The organism is Faecalibacterium sp. HTF-F (assembly GCF_023347535.1).
Lineage (GTDB): Bacteria > Bacillota > Clostridia > Oscillospirales > Ruminococcaceae > Faecalibacterium > Faecalibacterium wellingii.
This window is the reverse complement of the sequence record NZ_CP094473.1, coordinates 1466014-1478055: the sequence shown is the minus strand read 5'-3', so window position 1 is coordinate 1478055 and position 12042 is coordinate 1466014. Positions and strand designations below refer to the sequence as shown.

Below are 12042 nucleotides of genomic sequence, written 5' to 3'. Positions count from 1 at the left end.
AAAAATTCAAATGCAAAAGGAGCTTCCGGTATGACGATCTATATTTCGCCGAACCCCGGCAAAACTTCTGCCAATGAGATCGCGCTGCGTGCGGCACAGATCCTGTTGACGCATGGTGCGGCTGTTCTGATGTGCAAAGAATTGTGTGCGGAATGCAGTACCGCGGGTGTGGTCTATCTGCCGCAGGAGGAATGCCTTGAGCGCTCAGATGTGATCCTGACCATCGGTGGAGACGGTACCATTTTGCACGAGGCAAACCTGTCGCTCCGGTATGCAAAGCCGATCCTTGGCATCAATTTGGGACGTTGCGGTTTTCTGGCAACTTGTGAGGTCAACGAAATGGAGACCAAACTCTCCGCTGTTGCCAGAGGAGAGTTCAGTCTGGATCACCGGATGCTGCTGTATGTGCATGTTCTGGGCCATGATGGCTGGGAGGGACATGCACTGAATGACGTCGTGGTCACAAAAGGCCGTTTGCAGCAGGCGATTGATTTCAGCATCTACTGTGACGATATCCTTGTGGAACATTACCGCGGGGATGGCGTCATCGTTGCCACGCCTACGGGTTCCACCGCGTATTCACTGGCAGCGGGCGGCCCCATTCTGGATTCACAGACAAAAGGCGTCGTCGTAACGCCGATCTGTCCGCACAGTCTGGCGAGCCCGGCCATGGTTTTTGCACAGGAGCGTAAATTGAACATCTGTGTCGGGCAGGTGGCAGACGATGAGGTTTTTATCAGCTGTGATGGAGCAGCCGGTTATCCACTCAAAGCCGGCGCAACAGCTGAAGTACGGCTTTCGGATCAGGTGGTAAAGCTGATCACCTTCGGAAAAGCCGATCAGTTCCAGGCAATCGACCAGAAGCTTCGCAGCAGACGATAAACGGGAGGCGAGTTTGATATGGCGCGCAGCCGCAAGGAAGATGTAAGAAGTAAAGGAGAACGTCAGCAGGCGATCCTTCGACTTGTACGGGAGTACCCGATCAGTCGGCAGGAAGTTTTGCTGGACTATCTTTCCAAAGAAGGCTTTGAGGTAACACAGGCCACAGTTTCCCGCGATATCCGGGAGCTGTGTCTGGTAAAAGCCGCGACGGCCGAGGGATACCGCTATGTTTCCAGCCGGAACGAAGGCTTTAACCCCAAGGCACAGGGCCGTTTTGAAACGATCTTTCATGAATCTGTGCTGGGCGTGGATTATGCCGGGCATGTTGTACTGGTAAAGTGCTACTCGGGCATGGCCAATGCGGCCTGCGAAGTTTTTGACGCACTGCAGTGGAAAAATGTGGTCGGCACTCTTTCAGGCGATGACACGTTCCTGATCGTTGCGCGGTCAGAGCGCGATGCAAAAACGATCTGCTCAGAGCTGATCCGGCACATCGTACAAAAATAATGCGGGAGAGAGTATATGCTAAGCAGCCTGCAAATTGAAAATGTTGCAGTTATCCAGAAGGCTGAAGTGCATTTCAAGCCTGGTCTGAATGTCCTCACAGGTGAAACCGGTGCAGGCAAGTCCATCCTGATCGATTCCATCAATGCCATTCTTGGTAACCGCACTTCAAAAGACCTTGTGCGCACGGGCGCATCTAAGGCCGTCATCCGTGCTGCCTTTGAACAGGTGCCGGATGCCGTGCTGAACAGTCTGGAGAAGGCGGGGTACGAACGTTCGGATGCGCTGATGCTCAGCCGTGAGATCACCGCCGAGGGCAAGAGCACCTGCCGCATCAACGGGATGCCCGCGACTGCGTCCGTCCTGCGGGAGCTGTGCGGCGGACTTATCAACATTAACGGTCAGCACGACTCCGTGGGACTTCTGAACCCGGCAAGGCATCTGGGGATTCTGGATGATTATGCACAGAACGACGCGGAATTTCAGGAATACTATGTACTGTACAGGGAGCTTGTGCGCATCAAGCGAGAACTGGATGCCATGATCACCGACGAGGCCGAAAAGCAGAGAAAAATCGATCTGCTGAGCTATCAGGTACAGGAGATCGAAGACGCCGGGCTGACGGCTGGCGAGGAACAGACCTTGGAAAGCCGCAGAAAAATTCTGGCCAATGCATCGGCTATCCGGGATAAGATCGCACAGAGTTATGCTCTGCTTTCGGGCGATGACGAATCGTCCGGTGCTGTCGATCTGCTGGGCGAAGCTTCCCATGCAATCGACACGGCAGCGCAGCTTGACGATGCACTTGCTGCTGCATCCAGCCAACTGCTGGATCTTTACTATAATGCAAAGGATGTTGCTGCTGACCTGATCGGCCGTTTGGACGCCTACGATACCAATGACGCTGAGCTGGATGAGATCGAGCAGCGGCTGGATCTCATCTATAAGCTCAAGCGTAAATATGGTGATACAGTAGAAGATGTGATCGAATTCGGACAGAATGCAAGGGAGGAACTGGAACGCATCCAGTCCTCTCAGGAACGGCACGACCATCTGCAGGCAGAAAAGCGGCGTCTTTATGCGCTGGCCCGTGAAAAGGCAGAGGCCTTGACCCAGACGCGGCTGAACGCTTTTGAAGCACTGAACAAACGCATTTCCGGCACGCTGGATTTTTTGAATATGCCGGGTGTACGCATGACATTGCGGCACACCCGCGGCCCGCTGGCCAGCCATGGACAGGACAGCATCGAGTTCTACATTTCCACAAACCCCGGTGAGGCGCCCAAACCCCTTGCAAAAATTGCGTCTGGCGGCGAGCTGAGCCGTATTACGCTGGCCATCAAGAACGCAATGGCAGATAAAGATGCTGTGCCTACGGTGATTTATGATGAGATTGACAGCGGTGTTTCCGGCAAGGCTGCTGGGCGCATCGGCGAAGTTCTGCGTCAGAGTGCGCAGGGCCACCAGATCTTGTGCATCACCCATACAGCCCAGATCGCTGCACTGGCCGACTGCCATCTGCTGATCCAGAAAAATGTGGCCAATGACCGCACCTATACCGAAATTCACCCGCTGGATGAGGAAGGCCGTGTGGAAGCGTTGGCCCGCTTGATCTCCGGTGACCATGTGACCGACATTTCCCGTGCAAATGCCCGGGAAATGCTGGGTCTCGGAGCGCAGTAAGCCTGTTTCGGCTGCTGCTGGAAACAGGGGTTGACAAGTATCCGGTATTGTGATAAAGTAGCTATTGTTAATGGCGTTGAAGGGAACAAGTACCTTGAAGCGCTCTGCTCAGAGAAGTCCCGGTTGGTGCAAGGGACCGCAGAGCAGCAGGGGAAATACCTCCCGGAGCTGCAGGTCGAATGCCTTTACAAGGCTGGTAGGCTGTGCCGCGTGCGAGCGTTACAAACGCAGGAGTGTCACTCTACTCTGGGGTGTGCACTCGTGAGGTCGTTTCTGTGAGGAAACGGCAAACAGAGGTGGTACCGCGATTTTTCTCGCCCTCTGCCAAATTTATTTTTGGCAGAGGGCGTTTTATTTTCCCTCTGCCCATACAACAGGAGGAAATGATTATGACTCTGTACGAAGAACTCAAGGCTCGCGGGCTGGTGGCTCAGATCACCGATGATGAGATCATCGACCTGATCAACAACGGCAAAGCAACCTTCTATATCGGTTTTGACTGCACTGCCGACAGCCTGACCGCTGGCCATTTCATGGCCCTGACCCTGATGAAGCGCCTGCAGATGGCAGGCAACAAGCCCATTGCGCTGATCGGCGGCGGCACTACCATGATCGGTGATCCTTCCGGCCGTACCGACATGCGCAAGATGCTCACCAAGGAAGACATTGCCCACAATGCGGCCTGCTTTAAAAGGCAGATGGAAAAGTTCATCGATTTTTCCGATGGCAAGGCCCTGATGCTGAACAATGCTGACTGGCTGCTGAACCTGAATTATGTTGAGCTGCTGCGTGACGTGGGTGCCTGCTTCTCTGTGAATAACATGCTGCGCGCCAAGTGCTATGAGCAGCGCATGGAGAAAGGCCTGTCCTTTCTCGAGTTCAACTACATGATCATGCAGAGCTACGACTTCTACTATATGTTCCAGCACTACGGCTGCAACATGCAGTTCGGCGGCGATGACCAGTGGAGCAACATGCTGGGCGGTACAGAGTTGATCCGTCGTAAGCTGGGCAAAGACGCTTATGCCATGACGATCACCCTGCTGACCGATTCTCAGGGCAAGAAAATGGGCAAGACCGCCGGCAATGCAGTCTGGCTGGATCCCAATAAGACCAGCCCCTTCGAGTTCTACCAGTACTGGCGCAATGTGGGCGACGCCGACGTGATGAAGTGCATCCGGATGCTTACCTTCCTGCCGCTGGAGCAGATCGATGAGATGAGCACCTGGAAGGATCAGCGCCTGAATGAGGCCAAGGAAATTCTGGCTTACGAGCTGACCAGCATGGTTCATGGCAAGGAAGAAGCCGAAAAGGCTCAGAACGCAGCCCGCGCGCTGTTCAGCGGCAACGCCATGGATACCGAGCACATGCCTTCCACTCAGCTGACCGAGGCCGATCTGACCGATGGATCCATCGGTATCCTGACCCTGATGGTCAAGGCTGGTCTGGCTGCATCCAACGGCGAGGCACGCCGTCTGGTGATGCAGGGCGGTGTGCTGGTGGACGGTGAGAAAGCCGCAGCTCCTACTGTAAGCTTTACTGCTGAGCAGCTGGTAAAGGGCATTGTGATCAAAAAGGGCAAAAAGATCTATCATAAGGTCACCCTGTAATGAAAACATCCTGAAAGAATCAGTCTGCACACCGATAAAACGGTGCAGGCTGATTCTTTCACAGAATAAAAGGCGCAGGTGAGTTTGTTGACTCATCTGCGCCTTTTCATGTTTACTGCATCAAGAAAACAGCTTACAGCTCATAAGCCTTCTTCAGAGCCTCATAAGCGGCATCCTCGTTTTCTGCATGGACCAGCAGTGAAATATCCAGATCACTGGTGGTAATGAGCAGAACCTCAATGCCCGCCATTGCAAGCGCGTTCAGGGCACGGGCGGCCACGCCGCAGCTGGCGACCATTTCCTCTCCAAACAGGTTCAGTTTGGAGTAGCCCACGCTGATCAGCGGGGAAGCCTTGGCATCCTTGTCCAAGTTTGCAACGGAAATGGCCTTCATCACCAGCGGAAGATCACTGCTGGAAGCGGTAAAGCTGAAATCAATGGTAGTACCATGGGGTGCACTCTGGCTGATCATATCTACGACCACGCCGTTATCCGCAAAAATCTGCAAATACCGTGCCAGACTGTTGCCCTTGAACTCCACGTCCTGCACACTGATCATCATCAGGCTGGTCTCAATGTTGATCTTCGATACTCCGTACATAAAGAACCTCCGTTCTGCCCGAAAAGCGGGCTTCAACAACGTAAAATTCACTCAGGTAAGCTGCAAAAATTCCGGGTCTATGTTTTTCTGGGCAACCGCCCGGATCCATTCCAGACTGAAATCCGGATAGTCATTCCGCACACCGTGCGCTTGAGCAAGCGCAGCAGTGTAGTCCTGAAGCAGATAGGTGCGCACATTGGATTTGCCTGCATCGTAATGCGTTACAGTCGGCCAGAGTCTGGGATCCCGCACTGCGCACCGAACAGAGCCATCGGGTTCTGTTGTTTTCTCAAGCTTCACAGTAAGGAGTGCGCCCACCAGTTGATCCGGCTTTGCCTGTGTGCTGATGAAATTGCCCAGAGAATAGGCGGTGAATACCTTTCTGCCATCTGCCGCAGTCAGCCATTGCGCGTTCTGCAATACATGTGGATGCGTACCTACGATCAGGTCAGCACCCCAATCCGCAAGGCTTTGTGCCAATGCGCGCTGTCCATCCACAACGGTATGACTGTTTTCCACGCCCCAGTGCACACCCACCACTACAAAATCTGCCAGCTGGCGTGCTGACCGGACCTGTTGTTCGATCACATCCGTCTGACTGGTGTAGATGATGTTGGCCGTCATGGCTTTGCTCTGTGGAATACCGTTCGTATGCTCTGTATAGGAGAGGTATGCAATGGTCACACCGTTGACCGTCTGCATCGGGATGCGGCCGTAGTCGCTTTCTCCCTTCCACAAACCGGTCGTTACAACGTCCTCCGGCATACTGTCCCAGAACCGCAGCGTAGCAGCAATGCCGGAAGCGCCTTTATCGTAAGTGTGATTGTTGGAAAGGCTGAATACCCGTACACCAACCCGATAAAGCGCCCGTGCGCAATCGCCCGGAGTGGAAAAGCACGGGTAGGTGGATGGCTCCAGCTCGTCCGTACAGAGCGTTTCCTGATTGATCCAGTTCACGTCCTGCTGCGCGTAGAAGGGAGCGATGTGCTCATAGCAGTAATCAAAGCTGTAGCCTTCTGTTCCGGCAGCCCGGCGCTTTGCCTGCTTGTAAATAGGGGAGTGGATCAGATTATCGCCGGTGGCAGAAAAGCGTACCGTCTGCACGACTGGCTGAGGCTCCGGTTCTGCCGCTGGTGATGCTGCAGCCGGACTGGGAGGCGGCTCTGGAATAGCTGTCACAGAACCGGCAGACGGAAGCAGATCCCGCGGAAATGTCCATGCAAGGAAGAAAATGCAGAGCAGAAACATGGCCAGAACAGAGATCACCATTTGAAACGCATGTTTCCTCATACGCCGCCTTGTAGGAGGCCGTCGCCGATAATGCTGAGCGGGAAGCTTGCTCATTCAGGGCCACATCCTTTCATCTGGGTGGATCGTTGTTTACAGTGCAGCGATCATGTCACCCATATTGTACAGGCCTGGCTCCTTTTTTGCAAGGTAAACAGCAGCATTTACCGCGCCGTTTGCAAAAATATTGCGGGAATAAGCGGTGTGCTTGAGAGTGATCACTTCATCCGGACCGCAGAACAGCACTTCGTGATCACCCACGATGCTGCCGCCGCGCACAGAGCTGATACCGATCTCCTTCGGGTCGCGCTTCTGACGAACGGAGGAACGATCATACACATAGTGATATTCGCCATTATTCTGCTCGTTGATGGCATCAGCCAGCATCAGTGCAGTGCCGCTGGGAGCGTCCAGCTTGTTGTGGTGGTGCTGTTCCACGATCTCAATGTCGTAATTCGCGCCCAGAATCGCCGAAGCGCGCTTGCACAGCTCAGACAGCACATTGATGCCCATGGACATGTTCGCGCTTTTGAATACCGGAACGGTGCGGGACAGCTGCACCACCTTGAGCTGCAGCTCTTCCGAAAGGCCGGTAGTGCATACCACAATGGGCAGCTTGTGGGCCTCGCAGTAGGGCAGAGCCTTTTCTACAGCCGCAGGGGAGCTGAAATCGATGACCACATCGCCCTTGCCATCCAGCTTTTCCAGACTGTCGTACACGGGGATACCGTTCTGGTCGCCGTCCTTCAGGTCGATGCCGGCGATCACGCGGCAGTCCTCACGCTGTGCGATCATATCACACAGCACATGGCCCATACGGCCGCCAATGCCCTGAATCACAATATCTGTCATATTTTTTATCCTTTCCTGCCCGCTTTGCATATCGACATATCGCAAAATGCCCGGACAGAGCGCTCCGCCGGGCATTTTGCAGCCAAAAAACTTATTCCTTAATAAGACCCTCTGCACGCAGAGCCTTTTCAATCTTCTCCTTGTGGGCGTCACTGGGCTCCACCAGAGGCAGACGGCACTCGCCGGCCTCCCAGCCCAGCACGTTCATAGCATACTTCACCGGGATGGGATTCACTTCACAGAACAGCGCATCAGCCAGCGGCAGCATTTCCAACTGCAGCTGACGTGCCTTGGCGGTATCGCCGTCAAAGAAAGCCTTGCAGCAGTTGTGCACCAGCTCAGGCTTGACATTAGAGACAACACTGATGACGCCCTTGCCGCCCAGAGAGAGCAGGGGAACCACCTGATCGTCATTACCGGAATAGATGTTCAGCTCGTCTCCGCACAGCTGGGCGATCTTTGCAACCTGAGAGATGTTGCCGGAAGCTTCTTTGATGCCGTTGATCAGCGGGTGCTTGCTCAGCTCCAGTGCAGTTTCGGGTGCAATATTCAATCCGGTGCGGGAGGGCACATTGTACACGATCACCGGGATGCCGCCAGCCTCAGCCATGGCGGTGAAGTGAGTCACCAGACCAGCCTGAGAGGTCTTGTTGTAGTAGGGTGTTACCATCAGCAGAGCGTCTGCGCCGCATTCGGCAGACTTTGCGGCCAGTGCGCAACCGTGGTCGGTATCGTTGGAGCCGGCACCGGCAATGACGGGCACACGATGGTTTACAACGTCCACGGTATACTTGATAGTAGCAAGCTGTTCCTCGTCGGTCATGGTGGAGCACTCGCCGGTGGTACCGCAGATCACGATAGCGTCGGTACCGTGGGCGATCTGGTCCTCAATGATGCGGCCCAGCTCGTCAAAATTGATGCTTCCGTCCTCGTACATCGGGGTGATAATGGCAACACCCGCGCCGGTAAAGACAGGATTCTTCATAGACTAAAAACTCCTTTTGATGCGTTTGCACGCAAAATATACTCAGTCAAAATAGCCCTTTGCGGCCAGCAGCTCAGCCAGCAGAACACCGCCGCCGGCGGCACCGCGCAGAGTATTGTGGCTCATGCAGGCGAACTTGTAATCAAACAGGGTGTCCTCGCGCAGACGGCCGATGCACACAGCCATGCCGTTCTCGGTGTTGCGGTCCAGCTTGGGCTGCGGGCGATCCGGCTCGGTGAAGTAATGCAGGAACTGCTTGGGTGCGCTGGGCAGGTCAAGCTCCTGTGCGGGGCCGCGGAAGTTTGCCCATGCATCCAGGATCTGCTCCTGGGTAGGCTTCTTATCAAAGCTCACGAACACGGCAGCCGTGTGACCATCCGAAACAGGCACGCGGAAGCACTGTGCAGTGATGGTGGGCTTCTCGGCGTTGACGATGTGGTCGCCCTCAATGTGGCCCCACAGCTTCAACGGCTCGCGCTCGCTCTTTTCTTCCTCGCCGCCAATGTAGGGGATCACATTGTCCACGATCTCCGGCATACGGTCAAAGGTCTTGCCTGCACCAGAAATGGCCTGATAGGTGCACACCAGTGCCTTGCTGACGCCGAAGTCCTTCATCAGCGGGTGCAGTGCGGGAACATAGCTCTGCAGGCTGCAGTTGGACTTGACGGCAATAAAGCCGCGCTTGGTGCCCAGACGCTTGCGCTGTGCGGGGATGATCTCGATGTGGTCGGCGTTGATCTCGGGCACCACCATGGGCACGTCCGGGGTGAAGCGGTTTGCACTGTTGTTGGACACCACCGGGCATTCAGCCTTGGCATAAGCCTCTTCCAGAGCCTTGATCTCGTCCTTGGGCATATTGACTGCACAGAAGATAAAATCCACCTGCGAAGCAACTTCCTCTACCTTGGAAGCGTCCAGAACCATCATCTTCTTCACGCTCTCCGGCATGGGGACAGTCATGGCCCAGCGGGGACCGACAGCTTCCTCATAGGTCTTGCCAGCGCTGCGGCCGGATGCGGCCAGAACGGTCAGCTTGAACCAGGGGTGATTTTCCAGCAGCGTCACAAAACGCTGACCGACCATACCAGTCGCACCTACGATACCCACTTTATACTGTTTTTCCATTTCCAGCACCTTTCCTTTCGTGAAAGCGAACTCAATCAATAAATATTTCTATTACATAGATTCACGGCTTGCAAACCGGACAGCGATGCAATATAATAGATACTGTTTATACAGATTTTATGATATCATTGATACGGTATCCGTGTCAATCATCGGAAAGGCAAATTGCACGCTATGTTAAAAAAAGATTTTTGGTATGATTTACCCAAAGAGCTCATTGCACAGGAGCCGGCTGACCCCAGAGACTCTGCACGGCTGATGGTGCTGAGCCAGAAAGACGACAGCATCCAGCACAAGATCTTCCACGATCTGCCGGAATTTTTAGAGCCGGGCGACCTGCTGGTGGTAAACAATTCCAAGGTTCTGCCTGCCCGCATCGTGGGCGTCAAGCAGCCCACCGGTGCTGTGTGTGAGCTGCTTTTGCTGCGTCAGGTCAAAGGTGACCAGTGGGAATGTCTGGCAAAGCCCGGCAAGCGGATGCAGCCCGGCACCAAAGTGAGCTTTGGCGATGGCTCCCTGACTGCTGTGGTGGATGAGACCATGGAAGATGGCAACAAGTACGTTACATTTTATTACGATACTGAGACGCTTTATGAAAAGCTGGACGAATTTGGCAAAATGCCTCTGCCGCCCTACATCACAAAGCAGCTGGAGGATCAGAGCCAGTATCAGACTGTTTACGCAAAGGAGCTTGGCAGTGCTGCAGCCCCTACGGCCGGCCTTCATTTCACGCCGGAGCTGATGGATACCATCCGTGCCAAGGGCGTGAACATTGCTGAAGTGACCCTGCATGTGGGTCTGGGCACCTTCCGCCCTGTGCAGGAGGATGAGATCGCGGATCACAAAATGCACAGCGAATGGTACTGCATCGATGAAAAGACCGCGCAGATGATTCGTGACACCAAAGCCGCCGGCCATCGTGTGATCGCTGTGGGCACCACCAGCTGCCGCACGCTGGAAGCTGTTGCCGCAAAGTACGGCGAGATCCGCGCCTGCAGCGGCAATACCTCCATTTTTCTGTACCCGGGCGTGAAGTTCAACTGCATCGATGGCCTTATCACGAACTTCCATCTGCCGGAAAGCACCCTTATCATGCTGGTATCGGCCTTGTACGGCTACGAAAAGACCATGGCTGCCTATAAAGTAGCTGTGGAGGAACGCTATCGCTTCTTTAGTTTCGGCGATGCGATGCTGATTATCTGATCCTTTTCCCGGCATTCTGTTGTTGATAAGCCTGATTCTGGGCTTTTTCATGAAGATCGCACGGCTGTTTTCCGTGCACAGAAAGGAATAAAAACTATGCCTTCTTTGACGACCTACAAGCTGCTCAAGCAGGAACATGACGCCCGGCGGGGCGAGTTCAAGACCGTGCATGGCACGGTGCAGACGCCCGCTTTTCAGAACGTGGCTACTGCCGGTGCTATCAAGGGCGGCCTTTCGGCCCATGACCTTAAGGAGATCGGTGCGCAGGTGATGTTGTGCAATACTTATCATCTTCACCTTCGTCCCGGCGACAGGGTGGTGGCAGACATGGGCGGTCTGCACAAGTTCACCCGCTGGAACGGCCCCATCCTGACTGACAGTGGTGGATTTCAGGTATTCAGTCTGGCCAAGCTGCGCAAGATCACCGAAGAGGGGGTGACCTTCGCCTCTCATCTGGACGGCCACCGCATCTTTATGGGCCCGGAAGAGAGTATGCAGATTCAGGCAAACCTTGGCTCTACCATCGCCATGGCCTTTGATGAATGCGTGGAAAACCCCGCCCAGCACGATTACTCCAAAGCCAGCTGTGAACGCACGACCCGCTGGCTGAAGCGCTGCAAGGATGAAATGGCCCGCCTGAAGCATGAGGGCATCTCCGTAAATCCCGATCAGCTTCTGTTCGGCATCAATCAGGGCTGCACCTTTGCGGATCTGCGTGTAGAGCACATGAAGCAGATCGCAGACCTTGATCTGGACGGCTACGCCATCGGCGGTCTGGCTGTAGGCGAGCCTACCGAAGTGATGTACGAAATGATCAGTCAGGTGGAGCCCCACATGCCCAAGGATAAGATCCGCTATCTGATGGGCGTGGGCACGCCGGGCAATATCATCGAGGCAGTTGCCCGCGGCGTGGATCTGTTTGACTGTGTAATGCCCAGCCGCAACGCACGGCATGGTCACCTGAACACCTGGGGCGGTATCATCAACATCAAGAATGCAAAGTATGAGCGTGATGAACGCCCCATCGATCCTGCTTGTGGCTGCCCGGTCTGCCGTAGCTATTCCCGCGCTTATATTCGTCACCTGTTCAAAGCAGAAGAGATCCTGGGAATGCGCCTTGCTGTCATGCACAACCTGTGGTTCTATAACCATCTGATGGAGCGCATCCGCGATGAACTGGATGCCGGTACCTTTACAGCCTTCCACGACAACTATGTAAAGCTTTTGGATACCCGAATTTGAGAATAGCCCTTGCAACCTGTCGTTTAAAAAGGTATAATATTTTTATCTGAATTTTGAGAGGAGATTTT

General features: G+C 54.4%; 11 protein-coding genes and 1 other annotated feature. Of the genes, 6 read left to right on the top strand and 5 right to left on the bottom strand.

Translation table 11 applies throughout. The features are described from left to right. The first annotated feature begins 30 nt into the window (after positions 1 to 30). The 4 genes from MTP37_RS07085 (at position 31) to tyrS (ending at position 4679) form a co-directional block, all read left to right on the top strand. Positions 31 to 882: an NAD(+)/NADH kinase gene (locus MTP37_RS07085; RefSeq protein WP_249236646.1), complete on the top strand. Its 852-nt coding sequence runs from the start codon at positions 31 to 33 to the stop codon at positions 880 to 882. An 18-nt stretch (positions 883 to 900) separates the two neighbouring features. Beyond that, positions 901 to 1389 carry an arginine repressor gene (locus MTP37_RS07080; protein WP_249236645.1) on the top strand — a complete coding sequence of 163 codons (489 nt, stop codon included), beginning with the start codon at positions 901 to 903 and terminating at the stop codon, positions 1387 to 1389. 15 nt (positions 1390 to 1404) lie between these two features. Continuing rightward, complete coding sequence (recN, locus tag MTP37_RS07075; protein ID WP_249236644.1) at positions 1405 to 3069, top strand: DNA repair protein RecN; 1665 nt, start codon at positions 1405 to 1407, stop codon at positions 3067 to 3069. A 67-nt stretch (positions 3070 to 3136) separates the two neighbouring features. After that, positions 3137 to 3394 (top strand) — a binding site (T-box leader). 64 nt (positions 3395 to 3458) lie between these two features. After that, positions 3459 to 4679: a tyrosine--tRNA ligase gene (gene tyrS / locus MTP37_RS07070; RefSeq protein WP_249236643.1), complete on the top strand. Its 1221-nt coding sequence runs from the start codon at positions 3459 to 3461 to the stop codon at positions 4677 to 4679. Between the two features lie 133 nt (positions 4680 to 4812). On the opposite strand, the gene MTP37_RS07065 is transcribed toward tyrS, so the two are convergent. The 5 genes from MTP37_RS07065 to asd all read right to left on the bottom strand — a co-directional run bounded on the left by MTP37_RS07065 (position 4813) and on the right by asd (position 9529). Next, positions 4813 to 5280, bottom strand: a complete 468-nt coding sequence (locus MTP37_RS07065) for an ACT domain-containing protein (protein ID WP_249236642.1) — start codon at positions 5278 to 5280, stop codon at positions 4813 to 4815. 51 nt (positions 5281 to 5331) lie between these two features. Beyond that, entirely contained in the window at positions 5332 to 6549 is a 1218-nt protein-coding gene (locus tag MTP37_RS07060) for a CapA family protein (protein ID WP_249236641.1), read from the bottom strand. Between the two features lie 111 nt (positions 6550 to 6660). Then, the gene (gene dapB, locus MTP37_RS07055; protein ID WP_249236640.1) at positions 6661 to 7419 is read right to left on the bottom strand and encodes a 4-hydroxy-tetrahydrodipicolinate reductase; all 759 of its coding nucleotides are present in this window, start codon (positions 7417 to 7419) and stop codon (positions 6661 to 6663) included. Between the two features lie 91 nt (positions 7420 to 7510). Beyond that, positions 7511 to 8404, bottom strand: coding sequence for a 4-hydroxy-tetrahydrodipicolinate synthase (dapA, locus tag MTP37_RS07050; protein ID WP_249236639.1), 894 nt, complete (start codon positions 8402 to 8404; stop codon positions 7511 to 7513). Between the two features lie 42 nt (positions 8405 to 8446). Further along, positions 8447 to 9529: an aspartate-semialdehyde dehydrogenase gene (gene asd, locus MTP37_RS07045; RefSeq protein WP_249236638.1), complete on the bottom strand. Its 1083-nt coding sequence runs from the start codon at positions 9527 to 9529 to the stop codon at positions 8447 to 8449. Between the two features lie 174 nt (positions 9530 to 9703). On the opposite strand from asd, the gene queA reads away from it, so the two are divergent. Next, a complete protein-coding gene (queA, locus tag MTP37_RS07040) occupies positions 9704 to 10732 on the top strand; it encodes a tRNA preQ1(34) S-adenosylmethionine ribosyltransferase-isomerase QueA (protein WP_249236637.1) in 1029 nt (342 codons plus the stop codon). Positions 10733 to 10828: 96 nt separating this feature from the next. Beyond that, the gene (gene tgt / locus MTP37_RS07035) at positions 10829 to 11974 is read left to right on the top strand and encodes a tRNA guanosine(34) transglycosylase Tgt (protein ID WP_249236636.1); all 1146 of its coding nucleotides are present in this window, start codon (positions 10829 to 10831) and stop codon (positions 11972 to 11974) included. The last annotated feature ends 68 nt before the right edge of the window (positions 11975 to 12042 follow it).